We start from the raw sequence: 24,863 nt of genomic DNA, 5'->3' as shown, positions 1-24,863 counted from the left end.
GAGCAACTTCAAGTTGATTTAGATATTCTTTAATAAAGGGAAGTGGTTGGGAAAACATAGACGAAAAATTATTTTTAATGAGTTGATAAGGTATAACAATATTTTATTAAAAATTAGTCAACAAGAAAAAAGTATATCATCGAGTGTTAGAAAATTTTGCCTTAATTTTAGCAGAAAAACAGAGCTTTAGATTCTATGCCTTTCTATTAAACCAAAAGCTTTATATCTTTAAAGCTTCTGAGCCTGCCAATTTGCCATTTTAATGTTATAAATGATGAAGATAGGTACCTTTTCAACTACAGTCTAAAGCGCTTTTTTAATTCATTAGGAATATTTTTCAGCGGATTTCCGTCTAACCTCAAATTTAAACGTTTAGGTAGCTGCTCTATCGCTGCAGGAAGGGAAGCAAGCTGGTTATCGCATAAATCAAGCTCTTGCAGTCGCGAGAGCTGCCCCATCTCTGCTGGAAGGACGGTAAGATAGTTATTGTTTAAATGAAGTTTTTCCAGCTGAGATAGCTGCCCTATCTCTACAGGAAGGGTGGCAAGGTGGTTGTCACCTAAGTGAAGGATTTGCAGCTGCGATAGCTGCTCGATCTCGGCAGGAATAAACGTAAGCTGGTTATTCTCTAAGTCGAGCCATTTCAATCGAGAGAGCAGCCATATCTCAGCAGGAACAGTGGTAAGCTGATTGTTTTTTAGATTAAGGTAGTGCAGTTGCGAGAGCTGCCCTATCTCTGCAGGAAGGGAGGTGAGCTGGTTGTTATTTAGATGAAGTTGTTGCAGCTTAGATAACTGCCATGTTCCTGCAGGAAGAGTGACAAGATGGTTGTCGCCTAAGCGAAGACTTTGCAGCTGCGATAGCTGCTTAATCTCGTCAGGAACGAACGTAAGCTGGTTATTCTCTAAGCCGAGCCATTCCAATTGAGAGAGCAGCCATATCTCAGTAGGAAGGGAGGTGAGATGGTTGTTTTTTAAATAAAGCCGTCGCAATTGCGAGAGCTGCCTTATTTCTGCAGGAACAGAGGTAAGCTGGTTGTTGTTTAAATAAAGCCATCGCAATTGCAAGAGCTGTCCTATCTCTATGAGAAGAAAAGCAAGCTGGTTATTGCCTAAGTTAAGATCTCGCAACTGAGACAGCTGACCTAGCTCTGCAGGAAGGGAGGTGAGATGGTTGTGGTCTAAGCAAAGGCTTTGCAGCTGTGATAACTGCCCTATTCCTGCAGGAACAGAGGTAAGCTGGTTATCGCTTAAGTTAAGAGCTTTTAGCTGGGAGAATTGCCCAATCTCTGTGGGAAGGGCGGTGAGATGGTTGTCGTTTAAGTACAGCTCTTTCAGCTGAGACAACTGTCCTATTTCTGCAGGAAGAGTGGTAAGCTGATTATAGGATAAATCAAGCTTTTGCATTTGAGAGAGATGTCTAATCTCTATAGGAAAAGTAGTAAACCGATTGTCATCTAAGTAAAGCCATTTCAACTGGGAGGCCTGGCCTATCTTAGCAGGAAGAGCCGTGAGCTGATTTGCGCTTAAAAAAAGCCTTTCTAACTTAGAGAGCTGCCCTGCTTCTGCAGGAAGGGCGGTGAGCTGATTGCCGCTTAAGTAAAGTATTTGTATCTAGGTAAGCTGCCTTATCTCTGCAGGAAGCGTGGTAAGCCGGTTGTTAGTTAAGCTAAGCTCTTGCAGTTGAGAAAGGCAACCTATCTCAGGTGGTAAAAAGGTTAAGCCAACGTCCACTAATGATAAATTCCCAATATTTTTACCGTGATTTTCAATCCAATCTTTAAAAAGCTCTTCTTGCTTTTCTAAAGGTAAATACTTAATTTTTTCTTGACTTAAGTATTCTTTCCCACCAGGAAGTTTTTCCCACATTAACAGGCAATTAATATTTATAAGATAAGAGGAATAATTATCCAGCGTAAAATACCTTTTTTCTTCGGTTTTCCATTTAAATTCTAGCTCCGCAGGAGCAAGAGATCTAGCTAGAGTAAAGGTTTGCTTGAAGATTGCCTTGGCTTTTTCTCCTTCAGAAAGCCTATCCTCTAGCTTATAAATTTTATCTAAAATAAAAGCCTGCTTGCTAATATCTCCTTGAGGAAAGTGCATTTTACCTATTTGCTTATAAAGAGAGGGCATTACCTCTGTGCTCAACAGATGTCGCCATCTTGTGCAAACGCTAAATAACGAGGGGCTAGCACAAACCTTTAAGATAGGGGCTAGTATTTCATTAGGTAAATGCTCGATAGTGATAGAAGAGCTAGGATTCATTATACGGCTTCCTTATTAAAGCTGATGTCTATTATCAAGCGTTTTTAAACCATAGGTAAATAAAAAAAGAAACAAGGCATACAAGAAAATATCAAAAAACAGCTCTTTACACTCTACTTTAAACTCACAATACTAGAAAAACATACATGAAACGCACCTAGCATTCTTCTTGCTTTAGCAGGGAACAACGTGCCTTTAGATCCATCTATAGGTAGGAAGCTAAATATTCTTTCCGCTCCTTTAAAACTTACAAGAAAGCATTTTAAATGCTTATTTTCTTCATTATACAATCCTAAGTATTAGTATATAAACCCTAGCTTGTGAAAGAAAAGATAAATTTACTCATCTTTCGTTAAGGTCTGCTGGGACTTGTGTCCCATAGGCTAGCAACGGCATGAATATCTTGCATGAGCATCTTTGGCATTCCACTTTCTTGCGCAAGAAGTTGAAAAGCTGTACGGTCCTCTAAGCTTTTTAAGCCTTCACAAGCTAAAATCAAATAGGTTGCCAAAGGAATATCCTTACGAACTTGAGAATCCCTTAACATTTCTAAACATGCTTTGGACACATCTTCCTCTTCTTTAAAAGCAATCAAAGCAATAGCTGCTCTTTCATTGTCCTCGTTAATAGGACGACCATGCACAACTTTTAACAAGAACTCTTTAGCTGGTTTTCCTATGGCACGTAAAGCTGCCAACACAATATCTTCTTCAAAAAAATCTCCTTGGCTTAAGGATTCGAATAAGGCAATAATAGCACGTTTATCGCCTATCATTCCTAAGCATTTGGCAGCTAACGAAGGCGCTAAACCATACCCTGGGAAAAGCGGATCGTAAAATTCCTCTGCTTTAAGCAATTCTATTAAAGCAGGTACAATAGCTCCTTTCTCCTGGACAATCGCTTCAATTTCTTGAGCAGCCTCTAAATCTTCAGATAAAATTAAATCAGCCACTAAAAGCATGTTTTTCATGGCTGGCTTAGGCTTTTCATATAAGCTTCTAAGTTTTTTGTAAGCTGTCTTGGCTTCTGCAATTTTTTCTGCCTCGGCCCCTGCAAGCATTAAAGGAGCCAAATCTGTTTTCATTTTTTTCTCTATTTTGGCTAACGTATGAATTCTTTCTAATTCGAACTCAGGGTTTACCCCTTTTCCTTCATTAAGATAATAATCCAGCATGACATCAAACTTTCCTCCGAAATGCACCTCTCGGTGTATAAGAATCGCATGATCTAATGCATTAGCCAAAGGTAAACCTTCGATAGCTGCCTCTTCATCTCTCATTGTTTTTCTCCTTTACACGTCTGCTTCCAAACCGCTTCAGCATTATAGCTAGAGCGAATAAAAGGTCCGCAATACATATTTTTGATTCCCAAGGAATATCCATATTCTTCATATTTTTTAAATTGTTGAGGAGTAATAAATTCTTTAACTAACAACTTGTTTTTTTGGGGTTGTAGATATTGCCCCAGGGTAATAATATCACAACCTACGGTTTTTAAATCTTTAAGCGTTTCAAAAACTTCCGCTTCACTTTCCCCTAAGCCTACCATTATTCCTGACTTAAGAAGTAGGCCTTGCGCTCCTTGTTTCCTTACATAGCTTAACACCTTCAACGTGTTATCATAAGTTGCTCGATGGCGTACGCGAGGTGTTAAGGCTCGCACCGTTTCTAAGTTGTGATTAAAAATTTCAGGGCAGGCTTTTAGGATAACATCTAAGGAGGCATGTTTACCGGCAAAATCAGAGGTTAAGACCTCAATGGTAACCTCACCAGCTTGTCGCCTAATTTCCTCGATCACCTTAGATAAATGCTCGGCACCTCCATCAAGCAAATCATCCCTAGCCACCATAGTAATCACCACATGCTTTAAGCCCAGCGCTAATACCGATTCAGCTACACGCTGGGGCTCATCAGCTTCTAATGCTTGAGGAGCTTTTGAGAAATCAATATCGCAAAAACCGCAAGCTCTAGTGCACTCTTTACCCATCACCAAGAAGGTCGCTGTCTTTTTAGACCAGCATTCCATTAGATTAGGGCATTTGGCTTCCTCGCAAACTGTGTGCAAGCGATTTTGGTTAAAGATATTTCCTGTTTTCCATACGTTGCTTCCGGCGGGGAGCTTACGATGTAACCAAGAAGGGAAACGTCCAAGGCCAACAGCTTTATCCTGGTGGGCCACGTCAGGATTAATAGGAAGAATGTTTAACTTTTTCTTTTTTATCCTAGGCGTATTATCAAACAATTCTAAAGGATTCATAAGAATTAAGCCTGCTTTTTTTATATTTTAGAAGGAAAATGTAAAGGTGCATCAGCCGCTATAAAGGTAGCTTCTAGCCAAGCCTCTGTCCCCACGTTAAATAGGCATAAATGATCTTTCTAATTGGCTCGATAGTCAAGTTATTCGCCATCGTCCAGCTCATTTGCACTATTAAAATAAAAGCTTTGTGCCCACAGCTTGGAGCCCCTAAAATTTTCCCTGGAAATTTATCTTTTATTATTTGTGTAAATCCTTCCCTTTGATACGTAGCCTAAAACTTGTCTAAAGCATGCAAGGGAAAAGCTTCTACCACTGCTTGATGCCCTTTCTAAAGCCCCCTGTAAGGACACTCCAGCTGGAGCAATGTCCGGGCATGCAAAAACCCCATAAGGGATTTCCTCATAAAACTTATAGACTTCTTTTCCAGCCGCATGGCGACCAGCTACGCAACCTTGCTGTGTAGCCCCATGAGGTAAACATCAGTTAGAAGCGATTTCACCCCCAGCATAAATGCCGTGACCATTTGTTTCCATACTAACATTTACAGAAATCAAATCTTTTTCATTAAAATTACTTCACCTTTTTCTAAACAAACCTTAGAGGCATTCATAAAGTGGCCTAAAACTACCCATAACATCTTCGCTGTATCACTCTTTCCTTCCGCCCGCTGCACTTTAATACCTTCTGAGATTTTGTCAATCCCTTCTACCTTTATTCCTTTGTGTCTATTATAATGTTAGCTTTCCAAAAAGCTTTAGTAAGTGCCGCAAAAACATCCTTACTTTCTAGCGGCAAAAGACAGTGCAACATTTCTTAAGTGGCAATAATTTTTTTCTCAAGCTAAGCACTCATTTGTCTTCTCGCATTGCTTGGGGTTTTTTAGAGAAATGAATTTTCCAAATCCCCCTATAAGTTTAATAAGTTGGGAAGCTATTAATCCTTCTAGATTTTTCATCATCTTGCCAAGATCCCCTCTTTTTACCATGCGCGCATGATCAAAACTTAACTTCTCAACCTTGATACCGAACTCTTCAGCCTCTTGAGTGTAAATGTAAATTTCCGAGCAAGCCATTTAAAGCTTTAGAAAGAATCCATCTTTAAGTAGGCACCTTCTTATTTCTTTGCATTTATCAGCGCTATAGATTTGCCCCCTTGCGTCGTGTGAATAGCAGCCGGATCACATGCTGATCCTTCCTCTATAGCTACCCCGTCAGGATGATTTGGACTATTTTCCATCTTCTTTTCTCTTGCTTTATCAACTGTTCCGATTACTACACCCCACAGGTGAGGGGTAAAGAATGAACGTTAAGCTTAAGCTATAGGTATAGAAAGGCTAGAATAGAAGAGCTTTATTAAGGGTGAGACCCTTATTCTGCATCTTCATAAGGAAGGTTCTCCCAGACGACTAAAGAGTTTTTAGTTAAGGGCAAAAATTTTATTCCAAAATTTCCCCTCTCACGCCATCCAATATAAAAATCACTTTTCCATTTAGGCCCGTAGGATAAACGTAAAGAGATGAATGGCTTTCCTCCATGTAACCCTAAGTAAAAAGATGTATAACGACCAGCAAAAACTGTGCGCGCTACTGGCTCATAATGCAAGCAAGAAAAATGTTTTTTATTGATTTTTAGAAAGGTAAATTCGTCATTTACACATCCAGCATTCCCTATCACGTAATGACAGAAGTTATGTAAAGGATTGCGCACCATCCATGTAAAAGCCTTAAGAAAGCTAGTAGGCCTGCAAGGTTTAAACAAGGGCAGTTGGGCTTCAGCAAAAAGTCCATGATCATCATTTCCAAAAAGAGCCCATGTGCACCAATGGCCTACATCATACCAATAGATTTGGCTTCGGTGTCGAGGAATTAGGTAATAAAGCCAATGAGAAGAAGCTTGAAAATGATAAATATCATATAAAAGCCTTTCTTCCTGTTCTAAAAGGAGTGGAGGCTCAACATAATAACACTCTGTAGGATACTTGTAAGCAGCACAGCCATAAAATAATCCAATCATTACACACAATGGTAGATAGAAAAAGTAGCTTCTGGCAAAGTAGTTAGACAAGTAAACTCCTTAACATCAGTTGATTTATTTCTTGCAAGAAATTATAAATAAGGCCATGAAATTGTTTTTAACCCTTTTAACACAGAGCCAGTTATGAGCGCCCTACCCAAAAAGAAGTTATGCTGGAATTGCGAAGGTCGTGTCGCATTTTCTGATGAGAACTGCCCTTATTGTGGTGTGTATCTAAGCTCTTCTTCTCTTCTTACCCAACATGATAAAAGCTTGACCCATATTGCTCCTTTTCCTTCTTATCGTCAAGATTCCTCTGCAACTTATGATATCAATAAAGTAGACGAAGAATCTTCTGAGGAAGAAGAAGACTCAGAGGCAGCCACTTCTTCTGCTAATTATCCAACAAGCTTTTTGCTACCTTTTGTTTTATTGCTCACAGGCTCTGTTTTTCTTATTTTTGGGATCATTTTATTCAGTTTTTCTCAAGAAGGTATCCTAACTCTGCAATGGAATGCTAATTATTGGTTTTTATATCTAGGTACTGCTGGGCTTTTAATCTTTTTAAGCTGGCGAGCGATGCGCTCTTTGGATTAGCAGGTAGAGCTACCCTTAAGAGATTTAAGGGGTAAGAGTGTTGATTAGTTACACAAGAAACCTTTGAGTTACCTTATAAGGTTTTCTTTATTCACCTTTCTTTTCCTTAACTTTAAGCGTTCTTCTGTCCAGAAAATGAGAGCCTTTAAACTGCTTTTCCTCAACAAAGCACCTAGGATGAGAAATAAGATCTTTAAAAGATTAAGCAATTCCCCTTCTTTCTTAAAATGATAAAATAAACTAAAGATAATCCAGGTGAGAATGAGAGTGACTGCCTGCTGTTTGGTCTCATAAACTCTAAAAGATTTGCCTAAGATTTTTTTTGCTTAATCAGAAACCTTAAAAGATACAAGGAAAAAAAGGAGCCCTTTTGATGAGAAGAGCTCCTAATCCATGCTTTTAAGAAACTTGCTCTCCCACTTCTTGTTGAAGGCCACAGCATTTTTTATATTTTTTACCACTGCCACAGGGACAGCTTTCATTGCGTCCTGCCTTAGGCTCGACAACCAAGGGTTGTAAACGAACAGCAGGAGCATTGCTTTCCCTTGCTTCTTCATTATTATTCGTGGAAAGAGCAGATAGAGAGTCCCCATCTAAGTCGGCGACCAACGAGCGTTGGGTCTCAAGGCGCATCTGGCTTAATAATTGTTGGATAGCAGGATGATCCTGCGTTAAGATTTCAAAACGAAAGAGTCCTTGGGCAATCTCGCCTCTTAATAAATTACCTAATTCATCAAAAAGAATAAAAGCTTCTTGCTTAAACTCCATCAAAGGATCGCGCTGACCAAACGTACGCAAGTTAACATCCGAGCGCAAATGATCCATAGCTAATAGATGTTCTTGCCAACGCTGATCTAGCTTACGAATCATTAGATTACGAATAGCTTCGTTAACAGGTCTGGAAGCAGGCACTAGCTTTTCCCCTTGGCCAGCTTGGGCAGGAGCTTTTAGATCTTCACGTTCATATTTTTCATTAAAGGCTTTTACGATTTGATCAATCGCTTTTTTCTCAAGATCTATCATATCCGCATGTTCATCATCGAAGTGCCCTTCAGGAAAGCTTACAGGAAAGTGGCTAATTAGCCAATGACGATAACCCTCTGGATTCCATCCGTTCTCCTCTCCGCGATTTTTAAAATACTTCTCCGCGGCTGCTTGGCAAACAGACTCTAAAACTTCAATAGCAAGGGGCTTAATATCTAGCGCATGTAAAATATCATTGCGGAAAGAGTAAATTTCTTTTCTTTGCTTATTCATCACATCATCATACTCTAGTGTATGCTTACGAATTGTATAGTTACGTTGCTCGATACGTTTTTGAGCAGTTTCGATAGATTTATTAAGCATGGAAGCAGAAATCGGCTCCCCTTCAGGAGGACGAAATTTCTGTAACACAGCTGTCAAGCGAGGAGAAGCAAATAAGCGCAGTAAAGAGTCTTCAAAAGAAACATAGAATTTAGATGAACCAGGATCTCCTAAACGAGCACATCGGCCCCGCAATTGGCGATCAATACGACGTGATTGATGACGAGTGGTCCCCATGACATAAAGGCCCCCTATCCCAGCGACACCCGCTTCAAGTTTAATATCTGTTCCTCGGCCTGCCATATTAGTGGCAATAGTAATAGCTCCACGTCTACCCGCACTCGCTATAATTTCCGCTTCTCTGGCGTGATTCTTAGCATTTAAAACTGTGTGCTCTAATTTGTTTTGTTTAAAAATACGGGAAAGTTTTTCTGAAACCTCTACCGATTCTGTTCCAATTAAAAGAGGACGGCCTGCTTCATGCACCTCACGAACGTCTTTTAAAATTGCGCTGTATTTCTCACGTTCAGTCATATAAATTTCATCATTGAAATCTTTGCGCAAGCAAGGTTTATGAGTAGGTATTTCCAGGACGTCTAATTTATAAATTTGCTTAAATTCATTAGCTTCTGTTACGGCAGTCCCGCTCATCCCTGCTATCTTTTCATACATACGGAAAAAGTTTTGTAAAGTAATAGTCGCATACGTTTGCGTCTCCTTTTGGATGGAAACGGCTTCTTTTGCTTCTATAGCTTGATGCAAGCCATCAGAAAAACGCCTACCAGGCTGAGGGCGTCCGGTATTTTCATCAATGATAATAATTTTATCATCCTGGACAATGTAATCGACATCTTTTTCCATCAGTAGATGCGCACGCAATAACTGGCGAAGATTATGCGCTCGTTCTTTCCGCTTAGCATCCTCTTCTTGCACTTCTAACTTTTTTTGCACTCGGGCCGTTTCATCTAAAGAGGTATCTTCATCGATTTGTAAGTATTCATGGCTAATATCTAGCATGATAAAGTCATCGCCATGATCACTGCCTACGACCTCTTTCCAGAGATTAATCCCTTTGTCCGTTAATTCATATTCATTGCTTTTTTCATCAATGAGAATATAAAGCTCTGCTAAAGCTGTATGCTTTTCTTCTTTATTAGGATCTGAATAATAGTATAAATCCCATTTATCAATAGCCGCTCGAACATCTGGATCCTCTTTCAAACGTTTTAAGATTTTATTGTTAGGCGTGCCCTTACCTACTAACCACAGCTTACGATAAGCCTCTTTTTCTTGCTCTTCTTCCTTTTTATCGCGCTTTGCTTTTGCAGAAAAACCTTCATTAGGCTTTAAAACATCTAAAGTTTTTTTAGCTTCAGAAGCAAGACGATTACATAAGTCGCGTTGGAAGCGTACCATATCTGCTACGCTTTGTTTAAGCTCATCATACATTTGTCGGCTAACAGGTACCGGCCCTGAGATAATCAAGGGAGTTCTAGCTTCATCGATTAAGATGGAGTCCACTTCATCAATAATAGCATAGTAATAGCCACGTTGAACTTGCTCTTCTTTACTAGAAGCCATGGAATTATCGCGTAAATAGTCGAAGCCAAATTCAGAGGCAGTTCCATAAACAATATCGCTAAGATAAACTTTTTTACGTTCCTCCATTGGCGTATCATTTGTTAAAGCACCTGTAGTCAATCCCAACCAACGAAAAACAGTTCCTACCCATTCACAGTCACGCTGAGCTAGATAATCGTTAACAGTAACCAAATGAACAGGTTTTTTAGTAAGAGCATTTAGATAAAGAGGCATTACTGCCGTTAGAGTTTTACCTTCGCCAGTTTGCATTTCGGCAATTGAGCCATGATGTAAAGCAATAGCCCCTACTATCTGTACATCATAAGGGACCATATCCCATTTCTGATGATAACCTGAAACGTGAATTTCTGTGCCTGCTAAGCGCCTACAAGCGTTTTTTACCACGGCATAGGCTTCCGGAAGTAAAAGCTCTAATGTTTCACCTTTTTTGTATCGTTCCTGAAACTCTTGCGTTTTTGCCCGCAGTGCCTCATCACTTAAATTTTGAAACTTAGCATCATACTCATTAACTTCTTGTGCTATTTTAAAATATTTTCGTCTTAGACGATCCTGAGCCGAACCAAAAATTTTTTTTAAAAATCCAAACATGATATCTCAACTTTTTTAGGCATTTAAGAAGATAAGAATACTTAAAAATTGCTTTTAATACAAGCAACGTGCATAAACTCTAGAAATAAGCCTCAAAAGCTTTTTCTTTGCTTATGCGCTTTTGGGAAGCTTCTTACGCGATCATCCATTGAAAAAACCAAGCCTTTAAGAAGTTAGAAAATCGTTAAAGGGAAACTCTTTCTTTTTAAAATGCAGGCTTAAGTGTTCCCTTTTTAAGGGTATTCTTTAAAAGAAAAAATAGATTATTTAGATAAACATTCAGCCCCCCTTTCATGCATGCAACAGAATCTAGGGGAAGTTTGTTGCTTTGGGAGACTTTGGATTAAGAATTAGACATACAATTAGGTAAGGAAGAAGGGTTATCTAAAGCGAAGGAAAGGATAATACGCTTAAAAAAAACTTAGTCTATATATTTAACCCTCTGCAAGCTATCTCTCTCCTTAAGGAAAGGACTTTTATAAAGTACGGAGCTGCATAAGAAGTGCTTCAAAAGCGTATAAGCTCTATAAGCTTTTAAAAAATTCATTAAAAATTGAGGGCTGAGAGCCATCTGAGATTTGATCATATTAGCTAAGTGCTTTTCCCATACTCTGGCCCATTAAACATTTAATTTCTAAACCTTGCCGGCTAGCAGCTAGCAAATCTTGATCAAATTGAATCTTACCAGGCTCAAATAATAAGATTAAGGAAGAACCGCCAAATGAAAAATAGCCTTTTTCATCTCCTTTTTTTTGCAGCACATCAGGCTGATAGGTTTCGTGAATACTACCTACATTAGTCGCTCCGATTTCTAAAAACAAGATACAACCAAAGGAGGATGTAGCTAATTTACAAAGAGTTCTCTTGTTCTTAGTAAAAATATGAATATCTTTTTTTAAGGCCGCAGGATTGACAGAGTAAAGCCAACCATTAATGATTTTTGTTTTGCCGGCCACGCAATCACAGGGAAAATGGTAACGATGATAATCGGTAGGACAAAGCCGAGCGATGGCCATAGCTCCCTTAGCATAGTGCGCGGCTAAATCAGCATCGTCTAATAAACTTGTTAAATCAAATTTTTCTCCCTTGACGATAAAGCCATCCACTTGGGATAGATCGGAGTAGAATAAGTAACGTCCATCAGCAGGAATAATAGCTACCTCCTCTCCCGAAGCAAGAGGGCGAGCTGTAGGTTTAAGCTTGCGAATAAAGAAATCATTAAAAGACTTAAAATAAGAAACTTCTTCTAAAAATTCGAGTGGGTCTAAGCCAAATTCACGAATGAAAGGCTCTATTTTATTCTTAGACTTAACCGAAGCTTGCCATTTACCATACCAGGCTGAGAAAAAAGAATATTTTACTAAACTATGTAAAAGCACAGGCCCTACTAGTTTGCTAATCCAATCGTGGCCATATAAAAGCTTAAGGGCTCTGGCCCCATATACTTTTTCTATTTCACGCTTGCCATTTTTTCGATCAAGATAGTAAATAATATCCATGGCTTTTAAGGGTTGGGGATTCCCTGTTTAGTCGCAAATTGTGAAAAGAAAGTCAATTGACTAATAAACTCTGTATCAAAAGTCTGTAGCAGATGGTTGGCTTTTATAGCTTCTAACAATTGATAAGCAGCTCTTACCATATGTAAAGTAGATTCTTTATCCTGAGGGCTTTGTAAATAGGAAGATTGTCGATCCTGGTAATAAAGAAAAAGTTCCCGCAAAGCTTTTTGCTGCTCTAAATTCATTTCAGTGACAAAGATTAGTTGATCTAAACGTTTAAGTTCATTTTTTACTACTACGGTAGGTTCTGTTTCCTTCAAATTATAAAGAGGTTCAGCAGCAACTAAACGACTTAAACAACTTAATATAGCTATTAAAAAAAGTATATAGTTCATGATTTCCTAAATTTTTCTAATGAGGAGAGAAGAGATTTTTGTTAGGAGCCGAGTTAGCCTATCAAGTAGAGAGTTTAAAAAAAATCTAAGCTTTCTACCTATTTGTCTTACCTGCTTAATCTGTCTATGTGCTTTCAGTCACTTTGCATTTCCTGGTAAGGCTTATAAGCCATTTAAAACAACAGCCTCTTTAGTAAAAAGCTTAAAGTCTTTTCATAAGAGAAAAAAGGCAGCCACTAGGCTTTTTATAAACAAATGCTTAAATGATTTTTATTTTATTGCTACTTAGCTATTTTTTGACTTCTCAACTCTATAATACGTTTATCAATTTTTGCCAAATTTGTTTCTTGAATACTGATCTCGCGGTTAATTTCTTTTAAAACGATCTCCGGAGCCAGATTCTCATCGTCGATTTTTATTTTTAAAGTAGAAGAAATTCTAGTGTTTTCTACTAACTTTTCTCGTAAAGTCTTCATTTGCTCTAAAGCTGTCAGGCGTATATGCTGATCAAGATCGTTCTCGCTCTTAAAAAACCTTACTATACGCCATTGAGAATTAAGATTTTCATCCAATCTTTTAAGGTTCTCTTTATGGACACTATATTGAATTAAAGCGTAAAAAGCATTTAGAACATGGATTCTTGAAGCTTTTTCTTCTTCTATTTTTTTATCAATAAACTTCATTTTGCGATAAAATCTCTGAATAGCTATGGCTGCCTGATTTTTTTTATTGAATAAAGCTAGCTGCTCTCTTTTTGCAATTTTTTCAGCCGTCAGTACATCCGTTAAAGGTTTAAAAGAATCATCTTCTGATAAAGGCTTAAGAGGCTCAGGCTCCGAAGCAATGGAGGGCTTGCTGACTACTTTGGTTTTTATTTCTTCTGAATAGATAAGAGTTTTAACGGCGCGGTCAAAAGCTAGTCGGTATTGAGAAAGAAAAAACAATTTCAGACTATGAAAAATTTTAGAAGCAATTACAGTCATCCGAGCGCTAAGCGTTTTTGAATGCTTTTTATAAAGAGTTCTACAATCCACTTCTATATGGTGCCTAGGATGCTTTATAAGCAAATTAATCTGTTTATTTATTTCAGGATACCAAAAGTGATCCCCTAAGCTGCAGATGCGCATAATATTATTTGCCATACATTAACCATATAAACGTGTGATTGTGCATGATATTAACTTAATCTTACAATTTTTAAAAGTTTTATCAAATTTTTATTTTAAATAATTCACAAGCATTTCTTACTGTTTGGTCTGCTAATTCTTTCAAAGAGATAGCTTTTAGCTGAGCAATAGTTTGAGCTGTTTCTACTATATAAGCAGGCTCGTTTATTTTTCCCCGTTGAGTCTGTGGTGCTAAATAAGGCGCATCTGTTTCTATCAACAACTTTTCTAGAGGTATCCTCTTTACAATCTGGCGCAGCTCTTCGCTATTTTTAAAGGTCAATATCCCACTTATTGATAAGTACCATCCTCGCTCTATGACCTGTTCAGCCTCCTCTATAGTGCCCGTAAAACAATGCAAAACTCCGGGATGATGTTTACCATTACTACTCATATATTCTTTATCTAAAATTTCAAAGAAATCTTTAAAAGCATTTCTACAGTGAATCACTACGGGCAACTTACATTCTAAGGCTAAGTGAAAATAACGCCGCAAGAAATCTTTTTGAATAGCAGACGAAGAAGCATAATAATGGTAGTCTAGTCCCGTCTCACCTATGGCGACTAAATGGCCTTTACGTGCATGCCTAGCAATCACAGCAAAAACGTTTTCGCCTTCTTTTTCTACATCATGAGGAGGTGTAGCGGCCGCATTATAAATCCATGGATAATTTTTAGCTAATTCTAAACCTGCGTTTAAGGTGCTAATACTTGTGCAAATATTTATAACCGAGCGCACTCCTGCATGCTGCGCGCGTTGTAAAAGTGAATCAACAGCCGTAAAAGTAGAATCTGTTAAATGAGCATGCGAATCAATCCATTGCAGTGCATTTGCCATTATTGCTTCATCCTCTTTAAAGCACCTTTGATCTTTCTTAGCTCAAGCATCATAGAATATAGCTCTAATAATTTACAATCACCTTTCCATTAGGCGTTAAGAAAGCCAATTAAAGCTTTTTTACCTGCATCTCATCATTTAAATGGGGAAAATCGTTATTTATCCTCCTTAATTCCTTTAATTTTAGTAAATCTTTTCTATCATTTGGATTCCTTAAGCGAAAGGCAGATATTTTCCCTTAGAATATTCTCTATAACCTTTGAATATTAATTTTTTCTACACTAAAAAAATTTAATAAAGAAGAATAAAAATAACATGCCTTTTTATCCGGTAGCAAATCTACCCAAGACAAGTCTAGACAGGTAATTAATATAAAAAAGTTATTTACCTTCTTCCTTTGGAGGCGGTTGGGTCAATTAATCTTATTCCAGTATAGGAAATTCTAAAGAAGGAGTTTACCTAAAATCCGCTCTTATTTTCTCATCCTTCTTATATTTCCTTCTCATAAAAAACCTGTTTAAGCATAAACTAAAACGCTAAAAAAGTTATGATTTCATTATTTAGCAAACATGTAGAAAATCATCTTTAACCGTTTCTTTTTCTGCTATAGCCCGTAGGGATAAGCCTAGTATTTTTACCCTCAACTTTTAAGCTAACACACTTTTTTCTCAAGGAATAGAAGTAATATAAAGGCCCCCCCCTGATACGAGGCTTAAAAAAAATTCACTAAGCACGAAACTCTTTTATATAAAGTTAAATTTTGGTTAAAGGGCACTAAAACCAGCAAATAATAAAACAGATAAAAACGCTAATAAGCTAAAAGATAAAAAATTTTACCCATGGTTGGATGATGTCTGGCATTAATAATTAAAGAGAAGAAGGAGGGCTCTAACATCTCAGAATTTCTCCCACACAGGATAGCCAGGCAAACCTTCTTCAAAAAAAGAAAAGCCTTTTTGAAAAAGAAATTAACCTAAATAACAGCTATATAGATAAATTTTTAAAAGTAAAATTTATACCCTTAAAGAAATAAGAATTAGATTTTTAACTTTTAGCAAAATTACTTTTTTGGCATGGTAGGAAGTGTTCATTATTTATTTTTTTAGTCGTTTGATTGTTCAATACTAGAATCGCTATCATCGCGACTATTCTTTCTATGTAGGGCCTGCTCTATAGGGAAGAGAAATAAAACCCGCGGATCTAAGAATTAGGGGTCAAAAATAAAGCTTATTAATAGTTTTTGTAGAAAGGAAATAACATGGCTATTGGGCAAAGCGTTAATTCACAACTTTACTCTCAAGATTTTTGCATTGAAAATCTTTATAAACTCAATGAACTCAATTTAGGTGAGTCTTTAGAAAAAACTATTCAGGAGCAAGCCGACAGTGTGGCATGCATGATGCCAGACCATAAGTTAATTAGAATCAATAATTACGGCTTTATTACTTATAAATTTGATACGGAGAGGGTGAGAACATTAGGCGAACGTATTTCTAAAAAAGCTAAAGGAATCCCTTTAGGCCATACCGATTCTTTTCTCCACGAGCCTACTCCTGGATTAAGTACAGCCTTCTTAGTATCGCCTCAACATGTTCTTACTGTCGCTCACTGTATTACACGTTCAAATCCCTATACGAAATTAAAACCCAAAAAAGCAAGAGGCGTTATTGTCCGAACAAGTCTAAAAGCGCAAAGCGAATTAGAACGTATTAAATTCGTATTTGGCTTTCAGATGAAAAGTCAAAAAATGAGGACTGAGGATTATGAATTTTGCGAATCAGATATTTACAGTTTTAAAAGAGTGGTTTTTTTTAATTATACATGTGCGCCGGATCACCTAATTGATTGGGCTCTAATAAAGTTAGATAGAAAAGTGATCGGGCGTCGACCTTTAGCAGTTAATTTTATAAAAAAGTCTTTATTAAATAAAAAAATCTTTATGTTAGGGCATCCTCGCGGTTTACCCTTGAAAATTCATCTAGGGGCGTCCGTAAAAAAAGAATGTAGTGAACAACATATCGAAACAAACTTAGACTCTTTTCATGGAAATTCAGGCTCTCCTGTAATCGACGAAAATCTTGAAGTGGTAAGCATCCTTTTTGCAGGAAATGTAAGTAATAAACCCTGGACTACACCATCTGGCTATGAAGCCAGCACAAAAATGAATCTTCCCGCTAAGCAGTTAAGACCTAACCCCACGAACCGCACCCATTTATGCCAAACCACTCATGGCATGTCTTTTGTAAGAATTCATTTAAAAAAATTGAAGTTAAAAAAGCAGAATAAAAATCTAGAGACTGCTGAGTTAAGTGAAATAGGAGCCCATTACCTAAATTTCTATCTTAGCATTTGTATTTCCGACCAGGAGGATGAAGCATGGATCTGCTCGGTTAAAGCAAAAGCTTTTAAGTATTTAAGCCAAGCTGCTATAGAGGATCATCAAGAAGCCTTATGCAATTTAGGCATATGCTATGAAAGAGCACTAGGTACGAGAAGAGATTTAAGGAAAGCTTTTGAATGTTTTAAAAAGTCTTTCGAGAATGGCTATAAAAATGCAGCTTACCATTTATTCCAGTGTTATGAAAGTGGAATAGGGACGGAGAAAGACTCAAAATTGGCTCAATATTATTTTGACCTAGCCCATGCCTTCGGCCATAAAGATGTAATAAAAATTGAGGGACCAAATTGCCTATTGATGTAATTGTACGAAAAAAGGTATATAATAAATTTTTGAGGACACTTATACCAAGGAGACGATCTAGGCATGCAAATAGCTCTTTTGAGGAATCAACGAGATTTTCATCTATCGACTAAAACAATATTCCAAGAACCTTTTAAGCAAGCTTATAAAAATTTTAGCATAACTTTTTGTAATAAGGCTTTCTACCCAGACCAGCTAAAGCCTCTATCGACTAGCAAGAAAATCGTTTGCTTATTCACAGCTTTAATCTATTGTGTGCCTCTCGTTAATACGATTATATTTGTTTCTAAGGAAATATTATGTTCTTTTAAAAACAAACTTCAATGGGAAAAATATTATGAAAATCACCCATTAAATAAATTGACCGACAATAACTTGAAAATTTTAAAAAAATCCCTTTCCTCAGCTATCTTGTCAATTGATTTTGATCACTCCCTTAAATATGCTAAAACTCAAGAATGTAGCCTAGCTGAATTAGAGTTTAATTCTGAAGGAAAGTTGAAGAATGTGTATTACGGTCACTCTCTATCAGATGAAGGTTATGAAGGAAGAGGATTTAATCTCAAAAATGATTCTTTTTATGTGCTTTTATCTATTCAAATTTCAACTTCTAAAGCCTATAATCATAATCCTTATTATCTAGAAGCTGATGATTTAGAATATTACAAGACACACTATCCCTCTCGCATCCAGGAAGCTCTCGAGCTCATGCTTGATAAACTTAACAATAAATATGCTGAATTAGCCCTTGTAAATTTTAAGAAATCTCAAGATGACCCGCATGTTTGCAAGGTGGTCTATTTGTAGCTTTGCGGAGCTAGAAAGAAATTTTAGTCTAAAGGCCTTGGGCAAGAGCGTTAGCTTAAACCCTTATAAATAAACAAAGCATGCAACAAAAAAAATCTCTAGAACTTCTTAATAGACACACACACCTTAAGAAAAAATCTTTCTGCTTATCCAATAGATGAACTCAGGGCTTAGCTTATTAAGCTTCTTGCTGAAAGAATCTTAGACGCCGCCATTTAAAGCTAATGACTTCATTTACAATCAACATCCCTAAAAGGATTAAACCCGCTGAGAAAATGCCGCCTGCAGTTAAAGCTTCATCGAGAAATAAATAGCCTAATAACATACCTACCGCAGGAAAAAAACAAGAAACCATTGATAGAGCTGTAGGACCGCAATGCTCTAAAAGATAGTAATAAATCAAAAAAAGCTAAATATGTACCTAGCAATGTCAACCCTAAAATAGCTAGCATACTGGTTAATGAGGGAAAGGTAAAACTAGATTTTGTCTCTAGGGAACCTAAGACAAAAGGTAACATCATCAATGCTGTCATGAATAATTGGGCCGTTGGAGCTACAAAACGGGCTTGCCCAGCAATAAACTTCTTAGCATATACATGGCTAATAGCATAACAAAAAGCACCTACTAACGCCGCAGACATACCTATAAAATCTCCATCCATGCCTTGAGCAATGTTGGGGGAAAATAGTAATAAAATTCCAAAAAAGCTTATTAAAATGCCTATGAGCTTATGAATAGACATTCTATCATTTGGCAAAAACAAATGAGCCAAAATGGCTGTAAACATGGGTGAGCAGCCATTTAGTATGGCTGCAAGAGCGCTTTCTATAGAGGTTTCAGCATAACAAAATAAGAAGGAAGGAAGCCCCGAAGAAAATATAGCCATAAAAGCTGAATGTTTCCAAAAAGTAAAGCTTTTTGGTAAAGATCCTCCCTGTAAGCGTAAAGCTATCCAAAATATTAGACTAGCTAAGCTGACTCGCAGAAAAACAATCGTGGCAGGATTAAAATCAACCAAAGCAAGTTTTATCAAGAGAAAACAAGGGCTCCACATCAATGTGAGAGCTAGTATTAAAAGAGATCGCTTAATAGGTGTCATATTAAACTAAAGAATAATTGTTAATATTCATGATACCTATAACAAGGAAATAACCGCAAATGAAAAAACGGGAGTGTTTTTTCTCCCGTTTTAAATCTATAGAAAGTAAAGCTTTAACTATTGACCCACAGTCCAACGCAAGAAGTTAGTTAGCTGAAGGGGCTTGCCGCTTTGCTTGGCGCGCTCTTCAACGATCTGGGCAATCGATTTGCTATCGTCCCTAATGAATTTTTGCTTGGTTAAGCATACACTTTCATAATAGGCATTGAGCTTACCTTCAACAATCTTATCAATGAAATTCTCTGGCTTGTTTTTGATCTGGCTTTTGGCAATCTCTTTCTCATTATTTATAAGCTCTGCGGGAACTTTTTCAGGAGAAAGAAATTCTGGATGAGCAGCCGCTACATGCATAGCGATATCTTTAGCTAAAGATTGTTCTGCATCAGAGCCTTCTATCTCAACCATTGTAACGACTTTACCACCAAGGTGAGAATAAATACCAATCGATTTAGATGGAGACTTTGCAGCTGTAAACAAGCGTTTAATCTGGATATTTTCGCCAATCGTTTGAACGACTGTTGCACGATATTGGTCAATAGATATGGAAGTATCTTTAGAATAAGGCTGCGCAAGAAATGCTTCTAAAGAGGTAGGATGGGTTTTAGCAATCTCTGCAGCAATGTTTTCCAAAAACTCTTTAAAACGTTCATTTTTGGCTACAAAGTCCGTCTCTGAGTTAACTTCAACAATAGCAGCAGTCTTGTCATTTTCAAAAAAGCCAATCATCCCTTCGTTAGTGGTACGGCCTTCTTTTTTAACAGCAGAAGCAATGCCTGCCTTACGGAGATTTGAAATAGCAAGCTCCATATCTCCATTAGCCTCTTCCAAAGCTTCCTTACATTTTCCCATCCCTACGCCAGTTCTCTCGCGTAGTTCTTTAATCATTGTAGCAGTAATAGGCATCTTTGACATAAATTAAACCTCCGAAATTGCAGAAGCTTTTTCATCGGCCTCATCTTTTTCATCATATTTGCCACTTACACCTTCTTCGTTTTCCTCATCTTCTTTTACATCGCCTTTGCCAAATGCAATTTGCATTTCGTTTTTCTTTTCTATAATAGCATGAGCTAATGCTTGGATGATAAGTTTAACGCTCTTAAGAGCATCGTCGTTACAGGCAATGACATATTCGATAGGGTCAGGATTACAGTTTGTATCCACTAAGCCCATCACAGGAATACCTAATTTGTTAGCTTCAGCTACGGCGATATGTTCTTTACTTGGATCTACTACGATCACCAGGCCTGGTAGCTTACGCATCCCTCTTATTCCTGAAAGATTGCTATTGAGTTTCGTGTAGTCTTTATTTAATAAAGAAAGCTCTTTCTTTGTTAATCCTTCTCCACCTGAAGTAATACGTTTTTCAATACGTTCAAGCTTTTTAATGGATTGGCGGATTGTTGACATATTAGTTAGCATACCACCTAGCCACCTTTCGCAAACATAAAATTCTCCCGCTTGCTCAGCTAGCTCACGCACGACTACTTTCGCTTGTTTTTTTGTCCCTACAAATAAGATAGAACGATGTTTTGCGACTACCTCTTTAACTACTTCAGTAGCCAACCTTATCTGTTGAAGTGTTTTAGCTAAATCTATGATGTATAATCCATTGCGCGCTTCAAAAATGAAACGTTTCATTTTTGGATTCCATCGACGGGTTTGGTGACCAAAATGAGCACCAGCCTCTAGTAGATCTTTAATAGTAACATTAACTTGTTGTTGTGTTGCCAAGCCTTGTCCCTTTATTTTGACGACGGCATTCTACTTAAGATAGAATTTCGGTCTTGGTTGATATTAGAATTTGTAAATTGAGCGCCTGATCAGAATCGAACTGACACTCGTAGCTTGGAAGGCTACTGTTCTACCATTGAACTACAGGCGCATTTAATGATTGCGAGTTAAATTATGCCTGATGTGGTAATTCTTTTGCAACATCAATTCAATTTTTGCAATCCTATTTTGCTTTAGAATTCAAAATCGTATATTCTCAAAGCCGGACAATAAAAATCATGGCACGACATATACATTCTTCTTCTCGCAGAGCAAAAAGCAATCTTAATATACCAGAAAAGGCTAATAAAATCCTTAATCTGATTTTTATCGCCCTGGTTGTAATTATCCTGCGCATTTGGTATCTGGCTGTTATCCAATATGAGGTCAAATTAGAGGAGGCGCTTAAACCTCAACGAAAGACAGTCATTGAACCCTCTAAAAGAGCTACTATTCGTGACCGCTTCAACTATCCCTTAGCTCTGAATAAAATTTCTTATCGGGCTGCTATTATCTACTCTCAGCTGCGCCACATTCCTTCGATTAGATGGGAAAAGGATGCTCAAGGAAATAAAAAAAAGAAATTTAAACGTAAAGAGTATATTACGCAGCTGTCGCAGCTGCTAGGAGAAGAGCTTCATTTAGATCCTCTAAGGCTGGAGGATCTTATTCATGCTAAAAGCTCATTTTATGGGCAGATACCTTTCGTAATTAAAGAAGATCTTACCGAAAAAGAATATTATCGCTTAAAAATGCTTGAAAAGGATTGGTTAGGCCTTCATGTGCAGAAAGTACCTAAGCGCTACTATCCTAAAGGACGTGTAGCTGCGGATATCATTGGATATATGGGGGCGATTAACCGTCAGGAGTATGATAAAATCATGCGGGAGATCAAAATGTTGGAAGCATATATTCAAGGTAGTGATGCAGGTGACGAAATACCTCTTCCCTCAGGTGTTGATAATTTAACTCAAGCCCGGCAGCGTCTTCAAGATCTTCTCGATCACGCTTATACGATTAATGACTATGTAGGGAAGGCCGGAGTAGAGGGCAGTTTTGAAAATAATCTAAGGGGCTATCATGGCAAGAAAAGTTATTATTCTGATTCGCGCGGCAATTTCTTAAGAGAATTATCAGGCTCGCATGAGCCTGTAGCAGGACAGCGCATCCTTCTTACGATTTCGGCTGAGCTGCAGGAATATGCAGAGCAACTTCTTATTCAAAATGAACGTATTCGCGAAACGCGTTTATCAAAATATCCTTTCAAGCCTACCAAGCAACCATGGATTAAAGGAGGGGCTATAGTAGCATTAGATCCCCAATCAGGGGAAGTTCTTGCTTTAGCCTCTTACCCACGCACAGACCCTAACGATTTTATTCCCGCTGCTAATCCAGAGGCAGCAAAAAAGAAAATAGCCAATATCATTCGCTGGTTTGAAAGTGAGAATTATATAGCTGAAGTGTGGGATCAAAAACGCCCCCTAGAAAGAGAGCTTTATCAGGAGGAAACTAAAGAATTTTATGAAGATACCTTAATGGTTGATTGGAATAATTATTTAAAACTTATACTGAAAGCCGATACTCCAATCATGCAGGCTATCCAAGAGGTAGATAGCGTGCAAAAGGCAGTGATTATCCAACAAGCGATTGATAGGTTAATTGAATTAAGTGGCACCTGTAACATCTATGCGCTGTTAAAGCTACTGTATGGTGAAGATGGAACTCACATGCGAAAAGAAAAAATTCCTCTTCCAACACAGCTGACAATTGAGAATAATTTAAAAGCACACGCCGACAGCGTTGAACAACAAAAGAAAATATTAGCTCCCTATTTTTCTGCTTTATTTTTACATTATGATAAGATCTTACTTGTTGATCTATGCCGCCTTGCCGTCTGTAACGATCGCTTTTCTCCCCAGCTCCTTGCTGTAAAAGGACAGCAATCGCTTGAGGATTATAGAAATTCTTCCGCTGCCTACATTTCTTTACAAGAAACAGCGCAAAAAATGGCTAAAGAATTATTCCATGAACAACATTTCATACCTTGGCGCCAAGAAAATGAAAAGCTTTTTTTAAAAGAAAAACGGGCAGAAGAAAAAGCCCATCATCAATACCCCAAGCCTTATATAGACTATTTTGATAAGCAAGAAAAAGAGATGTTTAATTTATTTTGGAATGAACATCAATGGGACTTACTTTTAGTCTTTTTGACAGGTCGCCTTCCCTACCATGGATCAGCAGAAATTAGGCCTTATCTTAATCACTTTTTAACCTGGTATAACGAACTGCAAGCAGGTGCTCATGCGGCACTTCCTTGGAAAAATGCCTTTTTTAATTTATCCTTTGTTTTGAAAGACTTAGATGAGGAGATGACTAAAGATTACTTGCGTACTTTTCGCAGCTTTCATCATCTAGATAGACCCTTACTTGGATATTATCGTTACCTCAACAAAACTAATGGAAAGCAAATAGAAAAGGATCTTGCCCGCGCTTTTTATCCTCTACGGGGATACGGATATGGGCGTTCCCAAGCCTATAGGCAAGCTGCAACGCAGGGCTCTATTTTTAAGTTGATTACCTCTTATGAAGCATTAAAGCAACGCTATCAGCATCTGAACAATGATAAACTCTCTCCTAGCAGCATCAATCCTTTAATTATGGTCGACCAGATCTTTAAAAAAGGTAAGGATACTTTTGTAGGTTATCACCAAGATGGCACTCCTATTCCTCAATATTACAAGGGAGGCCGTATGCTTAAAAGCCATGCCAAAAACATTGGTAAAATTGATCTGATTCGTGCCATTGAAACCTCTAGTAATCCTTATTTTTCTATTCTAGCAGCAGAGTATTTAAGCTCTCCGGCTGACCTTTCTCAAGCAGCTTTAGATTTCTCTTATGGCACACGCACAGGTATAGACTTGCCTGGTGAAATTGCAGGAAAAGTTCCTAATGATCTTATAACCAATCGTACCGGCCTTTATTCTATGGCTAATGGCCAACATACTTTAGTCGTTACCCCCCTGCAGACTAGCATTATGCTGTCTGCTATAGCTAATAAAGGGCATGTTTTGAAGCCCAAGATAGTTTCTTTAACAGCCGGGTACCGTTCACAAGCACAGAGTAAACAACCCCTTGAAGCTGCCTGTCTTGATCACTCCCAAATCGTGAAAAAAGCTCCTACCCTCGTCCAAAGAAACCTATTTATGCCTGATATTATTCGCAATATTTTGCTTATTGGTATGCATAAAGTAGTTTTAAAACAATTATCTGAGGGATTGACTAGCCTTTCCCGCTTTTATCGTGAATATCCTGAAGCTATTGCCGACTATCTTGAGCTCAAAGACGAAATGGTTGGAAAAACCAGCACAGCGGAATCCATGGAGAATATTGACTTAGACTTTTACGATGGAACAAACCTTTATACTCATGTCTGGTTCGGGGGCATTGCTTTTAATCAAAAAATACCTAGCGATTCGCATGCTCTCCTGTATCTGGATCGCTGGGGCAATCCTGAATTGGTGGTGGTAGTCTACCTAAAATATGGCGCCTGGGGAAAAGAATCGGCTCCTTTAGGAGCTCAAATGGTGCGAAAATGGCGAGAAATCAAAGCTCGTCATGAAACTCATCGCTAATGGCGAAATGTTTTACCAGAAGCTTTAAACCAAATTTTACTTCATTCAGCTTTAAAGAGTTTTGCTTTAAAAGCTTATACTCTTCCCCTCTTAGTAGGTTAAACAAATAAGCCCACTTAAATCCTTATATGGCAGCCTGCTTTAAAAAATCATCTTAAGACAGCCAATTGTTTATTTATAAGCTTTTAAGCGGTTCTTTATAGAGCGAGATGCTTAAAAAAAACTATTCTTAATTAAAAGGGGAAGCTCAAGAAGATTTAAGTGTCTATTT

The 24,863-nt window shown here is 37.8% G+C and carries 20 protein-coding genes and 1 tRNA gene; 4 read left to right on the top strand and 17 right to left on the bottom strand.

Annotation, left to right across the window (positions count from 1 at the left end; all coding sequences use genetic code 11):
* Positions 1–296: 296 nt before the first annotated feature.
* The 7 genes from DB41_RS09575 to DB41_RS09550 form a co-directional block, all read right to left on the bottom strand.
* Positions 297–1,607, bottom strand: a complete 1,311-nt coding sequence (locus tag DB41_RS09575) for a leucine-rich repeat domain-containing protein (protein ID WP_255350939.1) — start codon at positions 1,605–1,607, stop codon at positions 297–299.
* A gap of 6 nt (positions 1,608–1,613) precedes the next feature.
* Entirely contained in the window at positions 1,614–2,264 is a 651-nt protein-coding gene (locus tag DB41_RS10970; RefSeq protein ID WP_052244093.1) for a leucine-rich repeat domain-containing protein, read from the bottom strand.
* Between the two features lie 352 nt (positions 2,265–2,616).
* On the bottom strand, positions 2,617–3,543 hold the full coding sequence (locus DB41_RS09570; protein WP_052244092.1) for a hypothetical protein: 927 nt from the start codon (positions 3,541–3,543) through the stop codon (positions 2,617–2,619).
* Positions 3,540–4,520 (bottom strand): lipoyl synthase, encoded by a 981-nt coding sequence (gene lipA / locus DB41_RS09565; RefSeq protein ID WP_039386667.1) that lies wholly within the window; start codon positions 4,518–4,520, stop codon positions 3,540–3,542. Before lipA ends, DB41_RS09570 begins: the two co-directional genes overlap by 4 nt.
* Positions 4,521–5,355: 835 nt before the next feature.
* Positions 5,356–5,592, bottom strand: coding sequence for a hypothetical protein (locus DB41_RS09555; RefSeq protein WP_039386664.1), 237 nt, complete (start codon positions 5,590–5,592; stop codon positions 5,356–5,358).
* Positions 5,593–5,633: 41 nt separating this feature from the next.
* Positions 5,634–5,756, bottom strand: a complete 123-nt coding sequence (locus DB41_RS12585) for a hypothetical protein (RefSeq protein ID WP_255350938.1) — start codon at positions 5,754–5,756, stop codon at positions 5,634–5,636.
* Between the two features lie 131 nt (positions 5,757–5,887).
* Positions 5,888–6,583 (bottom strand): hypothetical protein, encoded by a 696-nt coding sequence (locus DB41_RS09550; protein WP_155117660.1) that lies wholly within the window; start codon positions 6,581–6,583, stop codon positions 5,888–5,890.
* Between the two features lie 93 nt (positions 6,584–6,676).
* Here DB41_RS09550 and DB41_RS09545 point away from each other — a divergent pair, with 93 nt between their 5' ends.
* Positions 6,677–7,129, top strand: coding sequence for a hypothetical protein (locus tag DB41_RS09545; RefSeq protein WP_039386662.1), 453 nt, complete (start codon positions 6,677–6,679; stop codon positions 7,127–7,129).
* Between the two features lie 399 nt (positions 7,130–7,528).
* Here DB41_RS09545 and secA read toward each other — a convergent pair whose 3' ends face one another.
* The 5 genes from secA to DB41_RS09515 form a co-directional block, all read right to left on the bottom strand.
* A complete protein-coding gene (secA, locus tag DB41_RS09540; RefSeq protein WP_039386659.1) occupies positions 7,529–10,624 on the bottom strand; it encodes a preprotein translocase subunit SecA in 3,096 nt (1,031 codons plus the stop codon).
* Positions 10,625–11,211: 587 nt separating this feature from the next.
* Positions 11,212–12,123 (bottom strand): archaetidylserine decarboxylase, encoded by a 912-nt coding sequence (asd, locus tag DB41_RS09535; protein WP_039386657.1) that lies wholly within the window; start codon positions 12,121–12,123, stop codon positions 11,212–11,214.
* A gap of 5 nt (positions 12,124–12,128) precedes the next feature.
* Positions 12,129–12,518 (bottom strand): hypothetical protein, encoded by a 390-nt coding sequence (locus tag DB41_RS09530; protein ID WP_039386655.1) that lies wholly within the window; start codon positions 12,516–12,518, stop codon positions 12,129–12,131.
* Between the two features lie 281 nt (positions 12,519–12,799).
* The gene (locus tag DB41_RS09520) at positions 12,800–13,660 is read right to left on the bottom strand and encodes a hypothetical protein (RefSeq protein WP_039386650.1); all 861 of its coding nucleotides are present in this window, start codon (positions 13,658–13,660) and stop codon (positions 12,800–12,802) included.
* A gap of 67 nt (positions 13,661–13,727) precedes the next feature.
* Positions 13,728–14,522 carry a TatD family hydrolase gene (locus DB41_RS09515; RefSeq protein WP_039386648.1) on the bottom strand — a complete coding sequence of 265 codons (795 nt, stop codon included), beginning with the start codon at positions 14,520–14,522 and terminating at the stop codon, positions 13,728–13,730.
* Between the two features lie 1,258 nt (positions 14,523–15,780).
* Here DB41_RS09515 and DB41_RS10965 point away from each other — a divergent pair.
* Positions 15,781–17,223 (top strand): trypsin-like peptidase domain-containing protein, encoded by a 1,443-nt coding sequence (locus tag DB41_RS10965; RefSeq protein WP_052244091.1) that lies wholly within the window; start codon positions 15,781–15,783, stop codon positions 17,221–17,223.
* Positions 17,224–17,286: 63 nt separating this feature from the next.
* Positions 17,287–18,030: a hypothetical protein gene (locus tag DB41_RS09505; protein WP_039386646.1), complete on the top strand. Its 744-nt coding sequence runs from the start codon at positions 17,287–17,289 to the stop codon at positions 18,028–18,030.
* Positions 18,031–18,208: 178 nt separating this feature from the next.
* Here DB41_RS09505 and DB41_RS13115 read toward each other — a convergent pair whose 3' ends face one another.
* The 5 genes from DB41_RS13115 to DB41_RS09485 all read right to left on the bottom strand — a co-directional run bounded on the left by DB41_RS13115 (position 18,209) and on the right by DB41_RS09485 (position 21,072).
* A complete protein-coding gene (locus DB41_RS13115; protein ID WP_368730556.1) occupies positions 18,209–18,385 on the bottom strand; it encodes a hypothetical protein in 177 nt (58 codons plus the stop codon).
* Positions 18,327–19,130: a DMT family transporter gene (locus tag DB41_RS09500; RefSeq protein WP_039386644.1), complete on the bottom strand. Its 804-nt coding sequence runs from the start codon at positions 19,128–19,130 to the stop codon at positions 18,327–18,329. Before DB41_RS09500 ends, DB41_RS13115 begins: the two co-directional genes overlap by 59 nt.
* 117 nt (positions 19,131–19,247) lie before the next feature.
* A complete protein-coding gene (tsf, locus tag DB41_RS09495; protein WP_039386642.1) occupies positions 19,248–20,102 on the bottom strand; it encodes a translation elongation factor Ts in 855 nt (284 codons plus the stop codon).
* Positions 20,103–20,105: 3 nt separating this feature from the next.
* Positions 20,106–20,921 carry a 30S ribosomal protein S2 gene (gene rpsB / locus DB41_RS09490; protein WP_039386639.1) on the bottom strand — a complete coding sequence of 272 codons (816 nt, stop codon included), beginning with the start codon at positions 20,919–20,921 and terminating at the stop codon, positions 20,106–20,108.
* 80 nt (positions 20,922–21,001) lie between these two features.
* Positions 21,002–21,072 (bottom strand) — tRNA-Gly (locus DB41_RS09485).
* A 127-nt stretch (positions 21,073–21,199) separates the two neighbouring features.
* Here DB41_RS09485 and DB41_RS09480 point away from each other — a divergent pair.
* Positions 21,200–24,592, top strand: coding sequence for a penicillin-binding transpeptidase domain-containing protein (locus DB41_RS09480; protein WP_052244090.1), 3,393 nt, complete (start codon positions 21,200–21,202; stop codon positions 24,590–24,592).
* Positions 24,593–24,863 lie beyond the last annotated feature (271 nt).

This window comes from Neochlamydia sp. TUME1, assembly GCF_000813645.1.
Classification (GTDB): Bacteria; Chlamydiota; Chlamydiia; order Chlamydiales; family Parachlamydiaceae; genus Neochlamydia.
Note: the sequence above shows the minus strand (reverse complement) of the source record. Positions and strands in the feature narration are given on the sequence as shown.